12 protein-coding genes and 1 other RNA gene are annotated in these 17429 nt (G+C 57.5%); 7 read left to right on the top strand and 6 right to left on the bottom strand.

What is annotated here, in order from left to right:
- Positions 1-97 precede the first annotated feature (97 nt).
- A complete protein-coding gene (locus tag ACXAH0_RS03860) occupies positions 98-1171 on the top strand; it encodes a sulfotransferase family protein (protein WP_475189253.1) in 1074 nt (357 codons plus the stop codon).
- A gap of 15 nt (positions 1172-1186) precedes the next feature.
- Here ACXAH0_RS03860 and recR read toward each other — a convergent pair whose 3' ends face one another.
- The 3 genes from recR to ACXAH0_RS03845 all read right to left on the bottom strand — a co-directional run bounded on the left by recR (position 1187) and on the right by ACXAH0_RS03845 (position 4237).
- Positions 1187-1792, bottom strand: coding sequence for a recombination mediator RecR (gene recR / locus ACXAH0_RS03855; protein WP_475189511.1), 606 nt, complete (start codon positions 1790-1792; stop codon positions 1187-1189).
- Between the two features lie 25 nt (positions 1793-1817).
- Entirely contained in the window at positions 1818-2138 is a 321-nt protein-coding gene (locus ACXAH0_RS03850) for a YbaB/EbfC family nucleoid-associated protein (protein ID WP_475189251.1), read from the bottom strand.
- Between the two features lie 104 nt (positions 2139-2242).
- The gene (locus ACXAH0_RS03845; RefSeq protein ID WP_475189249.1) at positions 2243-4237 is read right to left on the bottom strand and encodes a DNA polymerase III subunit gamma/tau; all 1995 of its coding nucleotides are present in this window, start codon (positions 4235-4237) and stop codon (positions 2243-2245) included.
- A gap of 276 nt (positions 4238-4513) precedes the next feature.
- Here ACXAH0_RS03845 and ACXAH0_RS03840 point away from each other — a divergent pair, with 276 nt between their 5' ends.
- Positions 4514-4846 (top strand): putative quinol monooxygenase, encoded by a 333-nt coding sequence (locus ACXAH0_RS03840; RefSeq protein ID WP_475189248.1) that lies wholly within the window; start codon positions 4514-4516, stop codon positions 4844-4846.
- A gap of 332 nt (positions 4847-5178) precedes the next feature.
- On the opposite strand, the gene dsr1 is transcribed toward ACXAH0_RS03840, so the two are convergent.
- Both dsr1 and ffs read right to left on the bottom strand, forming a co-directional pair.
- Positions 5179-8916 (bottom strand): anti-phage defense-associated sirtuin Dsr1, encoded by a 3738-nt coding sequence (gene dsr1 / locus ACXAH0_RS03835; protein ID WP_475189245.1) that lies wholly within the window; start codon positions 8914-8916, stop codon positions 5179-5181.
- 497 nt (positions 8917-9413) lie between these two features.
- Positions 9414-9511, bottom strand: an RNA gene (ffs, locus tag ACXAH0_RS03830) — signal recognition particle sRNA small type.
- A gap of 136 nt (positions 9512-9647) precedes the next feature.
- On the opposite strand from ffs, the gene ACXAH0_RS03825 reads away from it, so the two are divergent.
- From ACXAH0_RS03825 to ACXAH0_RS03805, 5 genes are all read left to right on the top strand, one after another.
- The gene (locus ACXAH0_RS03825; protein ID WP_475189243.1) at positions 9648-10076 is read left to right on the top strand and encodes an HIT domain-containing protein; all 429 of its coding nucleotides are present in this window, start codon (positions 9648-9650) and stop codon (positions 10074-10076) included.
- A gap of 380 nt (positions 10077-10456) precedes the next feature.
- On the top strand, positions 10457-11404 hold the full coding sequence (gene nudC, locus ACXAH0_RS03820) for an NAD(+) diphosphatase (RefSeq protein ID WP_475189241.1): 948 nt from the start codon (positions 10457-10459) through the stop codon (positions 11402-11404).
- The gene (locus tag ACXAH0_RS03815) at positions 11404-11982 is read left to right on the top strand and encodes a histidine phosphatase family protein (protein ID WP_475189239.1); all 579 of its coding nucleotides are present in this window, start codon (positions 11404-11406) and stop codon (positions 11980-11982) included. Before nudC ends, ACXAH0_RS03815 begins: the two co-directional genes overlap by 1 nt.
- A 108-nt stretch (positions 11983-12090) precedes the next feature.
- Positions 12091-13302 (top strand): lytic murein transglycosylase, encoded by a 1212-nt coding sequence (locus ACXAH0_RS03810; RefSeq protein ID WP_475189509.1) that lies wholly within the window; start codon positions 12091-12093, stop codon positions 13300-13302.
- Between the two features lie 427 nt (positions 13303-13729).
- Positions 13730-15751, top strand: a complete 2022-nt coding sequence (locus ACXAH0_RS03805; protein ID WP_475189235.1) for a putative bifunctional diguanylate cyclase/phosphodiesterase — start codon at positions 13730-13732, stop codon at positions 15749-15751.
- A 40-nt stretch (positions 15752-15791) separates the two neighbouring features.
- Here ACXAH0_RS03805 and ACXAH0_RS03800 read toward each other — a convergent pair whose 3' ends face one another.
- Entirely contained in the window at positions 15792-17423 is a 1632-nt protein-coding gene (locus tag ACXAH0_RS03800; RefSeq protein ID WP_475189232.1) for an ABC transporter ATP-binding protein, read from the bottom strand.
- Between the last annotated feature and the right edge of the window lie 6 nt (positions 17424-17429).

Below are 17429 nucleotides of genomic sequence, written 5' to 3'. Positions count from 1 at the left end.
TACAATATTTATTATTATTTACAAACGCAAGGGCGGTTCGGTGTTTAAGAAATTAAACACTTAAAGATACTCATCTCTAATTGAGAAGACCGCCTACATGATTTGGTTGACAGGCCACACCCATTCCGGAACGACGATGCTTCTTTCCCTTCTGGACGGCCATCCTGACTGCCTCACCTATCCGGTTGAGCCATTCTTTTATCACCTGTTCACCCGCAAACACTTCGCGTCGATTGCGCAGATGCAGAAATATCTGCTCTTCAACGCCCGCAACGATCTTCACCGCCTCAGCTGGTCCGATGCGTTTGAACGGGCTGGATCAGGAGACCACGGCCTGGATTTCGACGCCCTGCACGCCCAGCTGGACCAGCTCGCCAGCCAGAAGGCCATTCCGGAACTCTCTCACACACAATTCCCGGTAAAAGGCTTTTTCAAAGCCTATTATCAGGCTCTGGCCAGTCACCTGCAGAGCCTCCCCGCCCACTGCGAAAAAGACTGTGTGACTGCCGCATTTGCCGCGCTTCGGACCGCCCTCGCCGCCACCCGGCCGGAGCTTGAGACTGGCTCGCATCCGGTGTTCAAGGACCCTTTGGGACAGTTCCGCCCCGGCGCGCTCGACTGGTTTTTGCACACCTGGCCCAAGGGCAAGATCGTCTTCTTGCGGCGTGAGGCCCCGGCCCGCCTGTGGAGCCATATCCAGCACGAAAAGCGCAAGGGACATCCCGAGATCCGGCTGGCATCCGACCGGGCTGTCTTCAAGGGGCTCAGCAAATCCTATGCCCGCGACCGCGTCCATTCCCTGCAGCTTCCACAGAATAGCCGGATCCTGGCAATCGATTATGAGGATCTGGTCCAGTCACCGCACAGCACCATGGAAAAGGTCTGCGGGTTTCTCGGGATTCGCGTCACGGACACGGTGCTGACGCCGAGCTATTTCGGCCATGCGGCATCGCCCCGCACCAACCGGACCGGCGGCAGCGCGATCAATGCCAACAGCCTGTTCAAGTGGAAAGACAATCTGACCCGCGCCGAAAAGCTGACAGTCAGTTTCCATCTTGCCAAGGCCAGTCTCCGGCAGGCGGCCAGCAGGATGTCAGGGATTTTGCGGGCAGACGGCAAGTCTGCCTCTCACAGGTCACCCAGACTTTATTCTGAAGCCACAGAGACTTAAACAGACCCCACGATGTCACACCCGCGTGCGGGCCTTCAAGGCCTGGGCGAGTGTGCCTTCGTCGAGATAGTCCAGCTCGCCCCCAACCGGCACCCCGTGGGCGAGCTTGGTCACATTCACCTCAAGGGGGGCCAACTGGTCCATGATGTAGTGGGCCGTGGTCTGCCCCTCCACGGTTGCGCTGATGGCCAGGATGACTTCCTGGAATGTTCCTGACGCGCAGCGCTCGACCAGGGTTGCCAGGTTGAGATCTTCCGGGCCGATGCCATCCAGCGGCGACAAGGTGCCGCCCAGAACATGATAGCGTCCCTTGACCGCCCCGGCCCGCTCCAGAGCCCATAGATCGGCCACATCTTCCACCACAACAAGCACGGTGCCGTCGCGTTTCGGATCGGCGCAGATCGTGCACGGATCGGACGTGTCGACGGTGCCGCAGGTCGAACAGATGCCGATTTCAGAGACCGCAACGCCCATGGCCTCGGCAAGCGGCACCAGCAGCTGGTCTTTCTTCTTGATGAGATGCAAGGCCGCCCGGCGGGCCGAGCGCGGACCAAGCCCCGGCAGTTTTGCCAGAAGCTGGATCAGCCGCTCAATTTCCGGTCCTGCAACACTCTTTTGCACCATGACGGCCCGCTTACCACCCGGTTTAGAATGGCAGCTTCATACCGGCCGGCAGGCCGAGCCCGCCCATCAGCTCCTGGGTCTTTTCCTGAATGGCCTGCTCGATCTTGACCCGCGCATCCGTATGGGCGGCCATGATCAGATCTTCCAGAATCTCGCCTTCCTCTTCCTTCAACAGAGACGGGTCGATCTTCACGGCCTTCAAATCGCTCTTGCCGTTGAGGGTCACCGTCACCAGACCGGCTCCGGCCACCCCTTGCGCTTCAATATCGACGATTTGCTCCTGCAGGGACCCCATCTGCTCCTGCATCTGTTTGGCCTGCTTCATCATCTTGAGGAAGTCCATGGGATCTCTCCTTGAAAAATCTTGCGCGCTTTGCGGCGCCATCCAACCCTTTGGCGTCAGGCTTTAATACCAATCCCGCCTGATAGGAACCCGTCTGCCGGAATTCAATCGTCTTCGTCTTCGCCCAGCGCCTCGTTCAGCAGGGGATCGTTGACAAGCGGATCGGCAAGCGCGGCATCATCATCTTCGCTGACCTGCACCTTGACATCGACCACCTTGGCGCCCGGAAACTGGGACAGGAGCGCCGCCACTGTCGGATGGGACTTGGCGTCGGACAGAAGCTGCTGCTGGTTGGCTTCCTGTTCTTCGTGAATGGTCGGGCGGCCATGCTCGCGCGAGACCACCACAAACCAGCGCTGTCCGGTCCAGTCCGTCAGCTTGCGGCCAAACTCCCCGGCAATATCGGCCGGAGCGTCTTCGGTCGGCTGAATTTCGATCTTGCCCGGCTCGAACTTGACGAGCCGCATCTGACGCTGAATGGCGACCTTCATCGGAATGTCGCGCTTTTCGGACGCCAGCGCAGCGCAATCATAAAGGGTTTTCAGGCCAAAGGCGGGCTGCTGCGGGGCCACTGGCGCCGGCACGGGCTGCGCACGCTCTTGCGCGGCAGGCTGCTGTGCCGGAAGCCCCCCCTGAATGGCGGCCAAGTGCGGGCGGCCCGTCTGATGCCCGCCCTGCTGCAGGACCGGACCGCCGCCGCCCGTCTCATGCCCCTGTTGCGGGGCCGGCATGCCGACAGCCATGGCCTGAGCGCCGCCCCCGGACGGGGCCGCCCCGGAGGCCCCCGCTCCCGACGGCCCGGCACCAGCGCCAGACGGCCCGCCCATGGCGGGGACCTGCCCCTTGCCGATCTGGGCCATCAGCTCGCCCGGATCGGGCAGATCGGCCGCATAGGCCAGCCGCACCAGAACCATGTCCGCAGCGGCCAGGGGCTTGGCGGCCGCCTGCACCTCCTGAACGCCTTTGAGAAGAATTTGCCAGGCCCTGGACAGGAGACGGATTGAAACCGTTTCGGCAAAATCCCGCCCCCGGGCGCGTTCCGCCTCGGTCACGGAGGCTTCGTCCGCCGCCTTCGGGGCCACCTTCATCCGGGTCACCAGGTGGGTGAAATCGGCCAGATCCGTCAGGACGATCGCCGGATCGGCGCCGACTTCATACTGGGCCTGCAATTCGCCCAGCGCCTCTTCAATGCGCCCGGCCATCAGGTGCCCGAACAGGTCGATCACCCGGGCCCGGTCGGCGAGACCCAGCATCTGGCGCAGATCATCGGCCTCGATCGCCCCGGTGCCATGGGCCATGGCCTGATCCAGCAAGGACAGGGAATCACGCGCAGAGCCTTCCCCGGCGCGCGCGATCAGAAGCAAAGCCTCGTCGGAAATCTGGATATTCTCCGCATCGGAAATCCGGCGCAGCAGGCCGATCAGCTTGCCCTGCTCGATCCGCCTCAAATCGAAGCGCTGGCAGCGGGACAGGACCGTGATCGGAACCTTGCGGATTTCCGTGGTCGCGAAGATGAATTTCACATGTTCCGGCGGCTCTTCCAGCGTCTTCAGCAAGCCGTTGAAGGCCGCGTTGGAGAGCATGTGCACTTCGTCGATGATGTAGACCTTGTAGCGCGCCGTTGCAGGGCGGTAACGGGCCGCATCAATGATCTCGCGAATGTCGTTGATCCCCGTATGGGAGGCCGCATCCATCTCGATCACATCTACATGGCGGCCTTCCATGATCGCCTTGCAATGGCTGCCTTCTCCGGCAAGCTTGACCGTCGGCCGCTCGGCTTCACCGGGAACCTCGTAATTGAGGCCACGGGCCAGAATCCGGGCCGTGGTGGTCTTGCCCACCCCGCGCACGCCGGTCAGCATCCAGGCCTGGGCAATCCGGCCAGTTTCAAACGCGTTTTCCAGCGTTTGCACCATCGGCTCCTGCCCGACCAGATCCTCGAAAGTCCGGGGCCGGTATTTGCGCGCCAGCACCCGATAGGCGCCCTCCTGCTCCCCAGCTTCGGCTCTGGGGCTGCCAGCGCCAGCAGCGCCGCTTTCCTGCGCCGGGGCGGTTATTGGCGCGGGCGCGCCGACTTGCGGAAAACCTGTCTCATCCATGAGCGGCACCATAGCGTTTTTTTCGCAAATGGGGACGGACTTTTGAAAGTTTTTCTGTGAGAACTGCGCCGGGCGCCCCGTGCCCGAAACAGCGGCTGGGACAGTGGCTGGCACCGCTGCGTTCGGGCTATCTTTTCAGGCGGTTTCCTTCGGCAGCAGAGCGGGCTTGCAACACGCCCGCCCGCACCGCACAGATGATGTTTGCCAATATGTCTGCCAATTGTCTTCTTCATCTGGCAGACTATCTTCTGACCACTTGCCGGGCTTACGTGCACCATGATTATCGAGATTCGCCACTACACGCTCATGCCCGGACGCCGGGAAGACTTCATTGCCTTTTTCGAACGGGAAAATCGCCCGGCCTTGCGCGAGGCGGGCATGCTGGTGTTTGGCCCCCTGCGCGACCTTGAGCACCCGGACAAGGTTCACTGGATGCGCGCCTTTCCCTCTTTGGAAGAGCGCGACAGGATCAAGGAGGGGTTTTACAGCGGCCCTGTCTGGAACAGGCAGATCGAGCCGGTGGCGATGCCGATGATCAAGACCTATGAAGCGGACCTCGTGGAAACCACCGCCGGGTTCGAAAGCTTTGGCGGCAGCACGTCTCTTTAGGTCAAAGCCCTTTGTCCAGTGAGGACGGCCCGCCTCCGCACAGGACGGCGCAGGCGGATCGGCCAGCAGCCCCAAAAAAGCAAACACATGCTCCGCGGCCCCCCCCCAACTCACCAGCCCGCAACTCAAATTTGGGCGCATAGAAGTTGAACAGGGTCTTATTTGCTTGGGCTGGTATAAATCGCCCGCTTCGCGCCCGCAATCTGGTCATGCACCAGCGCTTGTCCTGCAAACCGCTGTTCGTTGCACGGCAAGCGAAAACCTAAAATGGGCGGGAAGCGGACTTTCGCTGCGGTCACTTCAAATAGCTGCTTCTCGCCGCCTTTGTAATGCTAGTTTTCGTGTTGTTGATAAAGGATCGACAGCCGAGTGAATTGTGGGCTCTCAATGAAGGCCGGACTAGCCAGCTGTATCGCGTCCAACAGTGGCTTCAGATTACCGTGCAAATACTGGACTTCTTGTGGAATAGTGGCGTTCAAAATGTGCAAGACTTCACTAGGATGGTTCGAAGCGACACCTCCTTCGGATAGAAGGCGAAGGAGGTGTCCATAGTGATCTGTTTGACCCAAGTAGTCTTTATAGCATTCAAAAGCTGAAGGTAACTCACTTCCTGAAATTGCGCATATTTGTGCAAAATACCGAAAGGTTTCAGGTGTGCGGGCTTCAGGTTTACTGGGCCAAAACCTTTTCATAAATGGAATAATCCGATTTTTCAGGTACTCAGCTTGTTGATCTCCTGCGCCCTGCAAGGCTTGAAACAAAGTCTCTGCGACAGTATTGATGTATTCGGCAGGAAGCTTGGTAAATACTTCCCTCAGTTCACTTGAGCTAAAGGCCGACGCTTCGCCTAGGGCAATGTAGGTTAAGAACCTTGCGTATTGCTCCAGACACTGTTCTTCCAGACCATCAATGTGGTCGGGAACTTCTAGAAATGGCGATTTGAGTAATTCAAGTAGTGGCAGGTAGATTCTTGGGGCATGCAAAAAACTGTCCCAGATCGCGGCGGCTTTTTTAACGTCTGGGGCCCATTCAAACGATGGTATCAAATACTGTTTGGTCCAGTCCTGATCCACACGTAGTAACGGGATGACTTGTTGCGCTAGAATAACTGAGCCTATCCAAAGGGGTTGATTATCGGCGTTGCACATTTCTGAAAATCGATCACTCAGCTCATCTGGAAGCCCTTGATCATCTTCTAGTTCCATTGAGAACCACCAGTTCAAGAGTGAACTTGCAGCATGACCAACTGGATGGTTTATGGCGCGATTGAGCGAAAACTCGTCGGAAGCTTCGACGGTTTTGGTGCCGGTTTCTATTATTCGATCAACAAGCGCGAAGAACGTTTCTTCATGCTCCCCAATGTTTTTTGATATCCGACTTACCCACCACGCAACCGCATGCAGAGCGTCAACGAAGAATTCGTCAGGCATGTCCACAATAATAGAGGAAGCATGTTTCCATGAACGGTCTACAAGCTCGTCACTAGACCACGCGTACAAAGCCTCCGCCCATCGTTGAGGGAGCCACACTCCTTCGCTTGCCAGTTTCCTTAACGCAAAGAATGAACGCCTAAAGTCGTCGCGACACCTTTCAGACCAGTTGTCTCCTGAAAAAGCACTTTCAGATGAAGGATTGCTGCGAAGCCACTCAACCAGCTTCTTTACATTCTTGGGTGATTGTTCGACCGGTTGCTCTTCACCATTGGAACTCCACATAGGGAATTCATCGCGGTCGTCAGGCGCTAGTTGCCATTCAGGATAGCGTTTCTCTACCGTCGCGATGAACGCGTCCGCGGCTTCTGTTGCGGTTCCTCCATTTGAAAGAAGTTTTTTCAATCTCAACCAGCGCATTCGATTTGAAGAACCTTCAAGCTCATCATCGCTAATGTCATCCCTGAACCGCGTCCTGGGAGGTCCTTCGACTATTGCACTTTGGAGCTTCTGCATATGATCAGCAGCCAAAATCGGACCGAATGAAACCAGCAAACGCATGACCTCTCGCATTGTCGAGGTTGACCAAAGCCAATGCCCGTCGTCTGCCAAGAGCCATGAAATCGATGTGTCAAACGAAACGAGGTTAGGTTTCTGCGCCAACGCGAAAAAGACCAGTCTACGAAATACGGGGTGCTTGGAACTCGCCCAGATCGTTAGCATCGCTTTTGCATTTTCACTATTGTTATCTGCGGTCGCCAACCAAGCGTCGCGACACAGGGTCACCAAGAGTGTCCAGTCGTTGTAATTCTTGTTTTGATCATGGTCTGAAATCGACCGGAGTTGCATGTAGCTGTAGTCCTCAAGCTCGGATGAAATCTCGGCTTCGCACATAAGCCCGAGCGTTTCCGACAACAACTCCGACATATCGGTCAGAATATGTGCCAGAAAGGCTTCGAATTGTTCGATTTTCCGAATGCTTTCATATGCTGAATGAACAAATCCAGATGCCAGCGCCACCTCAACCCTGGCAATCGATGAAATCCTGTCGTTTGTGTCGCTGGAACTATTTGCTCCAAAAGAATATGGGCGAGAAATCTTAAGTGAGGGGCGCAGTGCGTCCTTGAACTCCTGCCTCACTACCGATGTGTTTCCGTGTTTCTTGAAACGCTCTTCCCAACTGTAGAGACCGCCATTGTCGTGACGAGATCGGGCGTACCCTGAAACTACAAATTCCCAAAGCTTTCGCATGTTTGGGCTAAGTTGAGTTGCATCCTCTAAAGCTCTCTTGATGTGCCATTCGAAACGGGGAATTAGATTGCTGCCTTGTCCAATAATCCAGAAAAGGGCTTCGGGTTGTTCTAAGTGCCTTGCCAACCACTTCGCTAAAGCATCCATTGCCTTGTCCCAATCGGGTCCACGTCCAGCATTGGGATCAACCAGCGACATTAAAGGAGCTAAATGGGATGGGGAAGGTCTGGACAGAAGGCTGAATTTGAACTCTGGGTTATGACTTGTGTTGAAGAGATCACTCCTTGGCACACCAAATCGCGGGAGATCATCAATACCAAATCTCCGTTTGGAGAACTCCTCCAACCAATCAATCGGTGGGACAGGATCGAGTTGAGAAAAATGCTTCGCAGGTAGACCTGTTGGATCGCTTAGCGCCCAAACCATCCGCTTCACGAAATCATCCTGCACTGTGCTTCCACTTGGTTTGTGGTGTGCATGACGCGCCACAATGGCCGACTTGCCATTGATGCCATCTCGATAGCTGTTGGCCCATGCATGGAGCGTTTCGTGCAGATAATAGTGATAGCTGTGGTTTTTATAGAGGATGGGAACTACGTTTTTGGTTGCCCACTCGGATGCGGTTTGATCCTTTTTGCTTGGTGTATAGTTTCCAAACGCATATGCGACTCGGGTATTTTCACCCATCATGCTATCGGCAGCCAAAGCGTCCATCATGTAGCGTAGAATTGGGTCGTTGATGCTGTACCCGACAAAACAGACCGTATAATTGCGAAACAGTTCAGACACAAAGCGAGCAGCCCATCTCTCGATAAGATAAGCCAAACCAAAGTCGCCACTTGTGGCGACTAGGCTATTTAAGTTCGCTTCTGAGCCTGTGTCGTCCAGAAGGCCATGCAAGTAAATCAGCCCATCCCACCTGTTCTTTGGAACTGGTAGAAGCGGGGCCGCGTGGGTTGGTGTATTGGTCTTTTTCGTCTGTATAACTTCTTCAAAAACCCGATCAAAGTTCGTTGTTATGAGCCGCGTGGCGCCGGAGCGTGTTTTGCTAAGCCGAAGGAGCGCCTCATGTGTCTGCGTCGATTTCTTCCCAGCTAAATTTGGTCGAAGCGCGTTAGCAATTGCTTCACGCACTCTCAAACGCCCGTTAGGCAGCCTTCGTTCCAGTAAGCCAAGAGTCGTATCATATTTGTACGCCTTCAATGCTTCGGCTTCGGCGCTATCGTGAGCCTCCCCAAGTTCGTCGTATACCGCTTTCACCAAACCGTAGAAGGTTGGCAGCTTTGCGGGGTAAGATATTCCCGCGCCACAGAAAAAAACCACTTTTCCATCTTCATGAGCTTCCAAAAGAGCTTCAGGAATATCTGGGCCATTGGGAATGTACTGCATGGAAAACTCATAAAATTAAGGTTAGGTCAAATTAGTGATAATCTCGCTATGGTTGTATAGCAAGAGCCTGTAAGTGATGCGGAAATCTGGAAGCGGACATTGCTTGGCAGTGCGTTCAACGGCAACATTGGGCCGGAAGCGACGACGAGCCTACGGCGCGCGAATGGCTGTTTCGCCAAATGCGGGTGCCTAAACCTTTATGGCAACACATAACTGCCCCGGAACAATGCTCCCGCTTTCGCAAAGGGCGCGAGAGCCGATTTGCTTGCGGCCACACCAGTATGGTGACTTTGAAATACGCCTCATTTTAGCAGTCACCGCCGGAGCGTCTTTCAAATTCGAAAACCACACTCGAAACACAGGCTTGCCAGTCACCTTCTTGAACCTGATGTTCGTTCGGAGCCTGCCGGGAAATGTGACGAACGTCAGAGTCAGGTGACCAGGCTCTGCGGGCGCCATTTTATCTCTTGGAGAACATGTGGTTTTCAAAGGAAGGGGTGGGAGGCTGGCACGGCGACCCGTGCCGAGGCTCGTTAGGGCTGCTTCCTTCCGGACCTGACCCGGTTGGCGAGTGGCTCGTCCACCACCAACCTCCCGAGAGCCTTATATCAGAAGCCCCAGGGGGTTTGGCAAGAGGAAAGAACAAGTTTTTCTTTGCCGGAAAAACACACTCGCCAACAGGCCCGGCCAGGCTGTATCTTGCCGTCCGTTGCTGACAGGAGCCCTTTTCCATGACCGCATTTGCCCTCAATCCACGTCTTGAAGGCGACAGCCTTTCCGTGACCGACCTGCCCCTGTCCACGCTCCGGCTGATGAAGGACGCCACCTATCCCTGGCTGCTGCTGATCCCGCGCCAGCCGGATCTGGTGGAGATTACCGATCTTGAGGACGCGGACCAGGTGCAGCTCATACGGGAAATTGCCCGCGTCAGCACAGCCCTGCGGGCCGCAACGGACTGCGAGAAACTCAATGTCGGCGCTCTTGGCAATCAGGTGCCCCAGCTTCATGTGCATATCATCGCCCGCTTCCGCAACGATGCGGCCTGGCCGAGCCCGGTCTGGGGTGCCGTGCCGCCCAAAAGCTATGAGCCGCAGCATGCCGATACAATGATCAAAAAAGTGCAGGAGGCTCTGGCCAGCGCCGGTGACGCGCCTGCCTGATACGCCTGCTTGATACGCTTGTCTGACATGCCTGCCTGATACGCCTGTCTGACGCGCCGCATCCCGCTTGTCCCGCCACGAGCATTGCCGGGCAGGGCCTCCGCTGGACAGGCTGCCGGCGCCGCCCTAGTGTGGTGGCATTGACATACGCCTGATTTGTGCAGCGCGCGCCCTAGCGTATTTCAATTCCGAAAACCACACTCGAAACACAGGCTCGCCAGCCACGCCCATGACTCTGACGTTCGTTCTGAACGCGCTGGAAAATCAGACGACCTTCAGATCCGGTCAAATGGTGCAGACTTATCGCACGATGCTATAGGGTACAGGCACAGTCTCACGGGCAGGCTTTCCCTTCTGCCCACTTTCCAGGGATCTTGAATATGCAGTCATCGGCCGCCAGTCTCCAGCCTCTGGAGATGAGCTTCATCGACAACAGTCTCGACCGGCAGTCGGAGCGGCGCGGAGACACATCCTATATCGGGGGACTGCTGCACCGGCCGGAGACCCGCATTGTGCTGTCGGCGGACAGGTCCCTGGTGTTTGCGGCTGCGGAGGGCACGCCTGATCTCGGCCACGCCCTCGCCCCGGCCCTTGCGCTCGGGGCGTCTGAAGACGAGATGATCTTTCTCGGGCTACGCCCGGACAGCGGCCAGCCGCTTTTTGCCACCTTTCTCAAGCGGTCAGAGGAAGAGCTGGAAGCCGATCCCGCTCTTCAGCTCCACGACCTGCGCTCCCTTGCGCTTCAGCGGGAGATTGCGCCGGAGGGCCTTGGCGCCCTTGCCCAGGCCCGGGCGCTTCTTCACTGGCATCGCACCCATCCGTTCTGCTCGCGCTGCGGTGAAAAGACCGTGCTTGCGGAGGCCGGATACCGGCGCGACTGCCCCTCCTGTGGCGCCCAGCATTTTCCGCGTACCGACCCTTGTGTGATCATGCTGATCACTGCGGGGGAGCGGGCCCTTCTGGGGCGCCCGCCTCGGCTGGCAGAGGGGGTCTATACGACCCTGGCCGGTTTCATGGAGCCGGGTGAAACGATCGAACAGGCCGTGCGCCGGGAAACCTATGAGGAAAGCCGCATCCAGGTGGGGGATGTGCAGCTGGTCTCCAACCAGCCCTGGCCGTTTCCCGCCAATCTGATGCTGGGCTGCGTTGGCACCGCAACCTCACTGGAAATCGACATTGCGGATGACGAACTGGAAGCCTGCAAATGGTGCGACCGTGCTGAAGTGCGCCAGATGCTCGACGGCACCCATCCGCAAGGCCACCGCATTCCCCCGTCCATCTCCATTGCCTATGAGCTGATCACCGGCTGGCTGGAGGGCCGCCTTTAATGTCCTGGTGTGTTTACCTGACCCATCCGGAGGTGGTGATTGATCCGGCCAAGCCGGTTCCGGACTGGGGCCTGTCCCCGCTTGGGCGGGAGCGGGCTGCGGCTGCCGCCCGCCTGCCTTTTGCCAAGGACATTTCCAAGATCGTCTCCAGTGCCGAGACAAAAGCCATTGAAACGGCGCAGATCTTTGCAGGGATCCACAAGGTTCCTGTCGGCATCCGCGAGGACCTTCACGAAAATGACCGCTCGGCGACCGGTTTCCTGCCGCCTGACCAGTTTGAACAGGCCGCAGACCGGTTATTCGCGCGCCCTGAGGTCTCCATGTCCGGCTGGGAACGGGCGGTGGACGCGCAGGACCGCATTGTTGCCGGTGTCCGCGCTGTTCTGGATCAAACGGAAGCGACATGCCCGGTTCTCTTCACCGGGCATGGGGCTGTTGGCACATTGCTGATGTGCTTTCTTCTGAATGTCCCGATTTCCAGACATCATGATCAAAAGCGTGGTGGCTGCTGGTACCGGTTCGAGAAGGACCGGCTTCAAACCCGGTCCGGGGATGCCCTGCGCTGGACCGAAGTCTGACAGTCCCTGTTCAGAACCTGGCCGGGCCGGTTCTCTTTTTTGGCGGCCGGGTTTATTCTGACCTTACGTTTTCCAGTGTTGAAGCCTTGTGAGCCGGAGCGCAGCGTGATCAGAAACCTGCCTGTTTTTGCCGCCGTGACGTTGAGTGTCCTGACCGGACTGGCCGCTCCGGCCCAAGCGGGCAAATATGATGCCCAGTTCCGGCAGTTTCTGGGCTCCGAGATTGTTCCAGCCGCCCGCGCGGCCGGTATCTCGCAAAAGACGCTGGACCGGGAGCTGGCCGGCTTGACCCCGGACGCCTCCCTGCCCGGGCTCGTGGGGCCAGGGGGCAAGGGCAGCCCGCCCAAGATCAACTTCCAGGCCGAATTCCGGTCGCCGCAACGCTATTTCCGGGACAGTCAATTCAACGCGCTCGTTCCAGGCGGCCGCCGCCTGATGAAGAAACATGCTGCTGCCCTGAAACGGATTGAAGCCCGATATGGTGTGCCCAAGCGGATCATTCTGGCAATCTGGGCGCGGGAATCCGGGTATGGCGGCGCCAAGATCCCCTATGACGCGCTCACAGTTCTGGCAACGCAAGCCTTCATGGGGCAGCGCCCGGACTTCTTCAAAACGCAGGTGATCGACGCGCTCAAGATCCTTCAGAACGGAGATGTCTCCCGCAAGAGAATGAAAAGCTCCTGGGGCGGGGCCATGGGACAACCGCAGTTTCTCCCCTCCTCCTATTTGAAATATGCCGTTGATTTTGACGGCGATGGCAAGCGCAATATCTGGACCTCCGACATCGACACGATGGCCTCCATTGCCCATTACCTGTCCGCCCATGGCTGGGCCCGGGGCCGGGACTGGGGGTATGAGGTCGTGCTGCCCGACACGGTTTCCTGCACCCGGGAAGGGCCGGACAACCGGCAGGCCATTGCAGCGTTTGTGCGTGAAGGGGTCAGGCGGGTCAGCGGCAAACCTTTCCCCCAACATGAACTGGGACAGGCGGGCAATATTCTGCTGCCCGCCGGGCGGTATGGCCCGGCCTTCATTGCGACCCAGAATTTCTATGTCCTGAAAGACTATAATGAAAGCGATACCTATGCGCTCTTTGTCGGCCATCTGGCGGACCGCTATGGCAACAACCGGGCCTTTGTGGCGGACTGGAAACCCATGAAGGAGACCACCCGCGGTGCAGTGCGCACTCTTCAGCAACGGCTGGAAGGCCTTGGCCATGATGTGGGTGGCGCCGACGGGCTGATCGGGTTCAAGACGCGCCGCTCCATCGGCAAGGACCAGGAGAAAAACGGTTTCTTCGCCACCTGCTGGGTGGGGTGATACCAATATCAACCAATCGAAACCGCTTTTTTCCGAGCAAGCTTCATCTTTTCATTTTGTTAAAAGTATTGCCACCATTATTTCAAAGCGCATTCTCTTCCCAAGGTTAGGCAAAAATTTTCAATTATTTTTGAATTAAAATCAGAAAAATTTAACAACTTCCCTTACGGAAAAAATACACTCAAACGAAACAGAATGCACTCAATAAGCCGTTCTTTTTAATGCAAATATCCGCCTACACCCATCAAAATACCATCTATCAAAATACGCGAACTTATCACAACAACAATTCAAGATATCAAATAAATACTTGTATATCTTAAATATTGTTTTTGCTGATCAATTTTTTAGTAACTCGGTATCGTCTAATCTACGCACAAGATCATGGGAGTAGCGTTGTCTTCAACGCTTGTGAAACGGGATGGGGATGAAACTGTTCAAGCAGCAAGGTATTGGCTCCGCCGCGCTCGTTACAGCCGGAGCCTTTGTGCTTGCTCTTTCCTTTTTTGCCATTTCCGTCTGGGAGTTCAACCGGACCGAGGCCCATGACCGGGCCCGGATCGTGCAGCTGGCCGACGCCTTTGTCACACAATATTCGGAGTTTCATTCCGGCGGCATGCCCATCCCAGCCTCTTTCCGCCGGATGGGGCTTGAGAATTTCCTCAACGTCCGCTCGGGCGACACGACCCACGCACCGTTGAAAATCAGAGTACCCGGCCCGCCTGGACTGGAACTCGGTGCTGTGGAGCCTGATCCGCGCGTAGCCGCGCAGATTACAGAGATTGCCAAGAACAAGGACGCCTCCATCCGCGACGAGTTGCGTGTGGAACATTTCCGGGTGATGGGCCGGTCCATCTTTCCAACAGTTGCCAAATCGGAAAGCTGCGTCGCCTGCCATAACCGGGAACTTGGTGGAACCTACTACAAGACCGGCGACATTATGGGCGCCTTTGTCGTTGAATCGGACCTGACCGGTCATGTCGTACGCACCCTGATCTATGCCGGGGTTGCCTTCGGGTTGATGCTGCTGGGCTATCACCTGCTCGCCCGCCGGGAAACCCGGCGCACCCGGGCTCTGGTGGAACTGGAAGGCCAGGTGAAGCTGGAGCGGCAAAAACGGGAGGCCGAGGCCCAGACCAATTTTGTGCTGTCCCATGACAGTCTGACCGGCCTTGTCAGGCGGGCCGTGTTCATGGAGCGGCTTCAAACCGGCTGTCCGAGCCAGCGCGACCGGGTGTTCTTTCTGGCTCTGGTGGACCTGGATGACTTCAAGACCATCAACGACACGATGGGGCACGATACGGGCGATGCGGTGCTGGTGGCCGTCGCAGACCGCCTGAAACAAATTGCAACGCAAGGCAGCGGCCTTGCCGCCCGGCTTGGCGGAGATGAATTTGCCTTGATGATGCCGGAATCCGATGAGGTCCCGTCCATGCAGGATCTGGGGACCAGGATTGTCGGCACCGTTTGCCACGAGGTTGGCCACAATGGCTTTTCCATCCGCCCAAGCTGCTCCGTCGGCCTTTCCATCTGCGGCGCGGGGGCCTTGCGCAACACGGGCGACCTATTGAAATTTGCCGACGCGGCCCTTTATGCGGCCAAGAAGGACGGCAAGAACCAGTACCGTCAATTCAACGATCAGATCCTGAGGGACCTGAAACGGCGCTCCTTTATCTCCGCAACCCTGCCCCAGGCCATCCGCCGGGGAGATCTGGACGTTGCCCTACAGCCCAAGGTTTGCCTGGCCAGCGAGAGAGCCGTCGAATTCGAGACCCTTGCCCGCTGGCAACTGAACGGAGAGCCCGTGCCGCCGGATGAATTTGTGCGGATCGCGGAAGAGACCGGCACGATTGTCGAATTGGATCTGGCGATCCTTGCCAAAGGGGCCCGATTTGCGGTCGGCGCGTCACAAAAATCCGGAACGCCTGTGCGCATCAGTTCCAACATTTCTGCGCTCGGTTTCCGCACCCCGAAAATCGCGGACAAGATTGTCGGCTGCCTGATGCGGGCCGGTCTGCCCCTGGAGCAATTGACAGTGGAAGTGACGGAAAGCGTTCTGGTGGAAAATGTGGCTTCGGTCAATGAAAGCCTCACCAGCCTGCGCGCCTGCGGGGTGCGCGTCGCCCTGGATGACTTTGGCACCGGATATTCTTCCCTGCGCTATCTGCAGCAGCTGGTCTTTGACGAGATAAAGATTGACCGCTCGTTCCTGAAAGACATCACCCACGACACGGAAAAGCTGTTTCTGTTCAAAAAAATCGTCGAAATGGCCAAGGGCCTGAACAAGGACGTGGTTGTTGAGGGCATTGAAGACAAGCATCAGCTGGAGCTGGTGCAGCGGACTGGTGTCCAGCTCGGCCAAGGCTATTATTTCTCAAAACCGATGAGCCAGGAAGCCTGCCTGCGCTATGTTCAGAGCCCGTCCTTGCACCAGGCCAGCACCGGGTAGCCTCATAATACCAAGCCCAACAAACACCTCTGAAGCTCGTTCAGATCCCGACCACGCCGTCCGGGGCTGTTTCCAGCCGGAATGCGGCAGCCATCAGCGCCTTGGTGTAATCCGTTTTCGGGGAGTCGAAAATCTGTTCTGACGGCCCGGCTTCCATCACCTTGCCCTGGCGCATGACGATGACTTCATTCGCCAAGGCCCGGACCACTTTCAGATCGTGGGAAATGAACAGGTAGGCAAGGCCATGGGCCTTTTGCAGATCCCGGAGCAGATCGACCACCTGCGCCTGAACGCTCATGTCGAGCGCGGAGGTGGGCTCATCCAGCATCACGAATTTCGGCTCCAGAACCATGGCCCGGGCAATCGAAATGCGCTGGCGCTGGCCGCCGGAAAACTCATGCGGATAGCGGTTGCGGGTCGCCGCATCCAGGCCCACCTCTTCCAGGGCCCGCGCCACTTTCAAATCCCGCTCCCCCGCAGACAGGTTTGGAAAATGCACTTTCAGGCCTTCGCCCACAATATCGGCAACCGACATGCGCGGAGACAAGGCCCCGAACGGGTCCTGAAACACAATCTGCATGTCCCTGCGCAAGGGCCGCATCTCTTTCCAGGACTTTTCCTGAATGTCCTCACCGCTGAATGAGATCCGGCCCGTGGAGGAAATCATGCGCAAAATGGCAAGGCCGAGGGTCGTCTTGCCCGAGCCGCTTTCCCCGACAATGCCGAGGGTCTGGCCCTCGCGCACCTTGATGTCGATCCCGTCCACCGCCTTGATGTGATCGACCGTGCGGCGCAAGAAGCCGCGCTTGACCGGGAACCAGACCTTCAGATCCTCCGCATCCACCACAACAGGTTTGCTTGTATCCGTTGCCGGCGGCGCGCCCTTGGGCTCGGCGGCCAGAAGGTGCTTTGTATAATCATGCCTCGGCGCGTCAAAAATCTCCGCGACCGGGCCGTGTTCGACAATCCGGCCATCGGTCATCACGCACACCCGGTCGGCGAATTTGCGCACGATCCCAAGGTCATGGGTGATGAACAGCATGGCCATGCCTTGCTGGCGCTGGAGCTTTTTCAACAGCTCCAGGATCTGCGCCTGCACGGTCACGTCCAGCGCCGTCGTCGGTTCATCGGCAATCAGAAGATCCGGCTCATTGGCCAGCGCCATGGCAATCATGACCCGCTGGCGCTGCCCGCCGGACAGTTGATGCGGATAGGATTTCAAGCGCTTTTCCGGCTCGCGGATGCCTACCTCGTTGAGCAGTTCCAGCACCCGCCGCCGCGCCTGGCTTTCGCCCATGCCCCGGTGGATCGTCAGGATTTCCGAGATCTGTTTTTCCACCATATGCAGCGGATTGAGCGAAGTCATCGGCTCCTGGAAGATCATGGACACCGCATTGCCCCGGATCTTGCGCATTTCGCTGTCGGACGCTTTCAGCAGATCCTGGCCATTCATCAGGATCTCGCCCGAAGGGTGCGAGGCTGCCGGATAGGGCAGAAGTTTCAGCACTGACAGGGCCGAGACGGATTTGCCCGACCCGCTTTCGCCCACCAGCGCCACGGTTTCGCCCTTGGCAATGTCAAAGGAAATCCGGTCGACCGCACGGGTTTCGCGGCCCTCCTGGGTGAACGCGACCGACAGGTCTTTTACCGAAACCAGCGTCTTGTCTGTCATCTGCCG

Source organism: Roseibium sp. AWQ4_290, assembly GCF_056160985.1.
The sequence above is the reverse complement of the archived record's forward strand: the minus strand, read 5'-3'. Positions and strand labels throughout refer to the sequence as shown.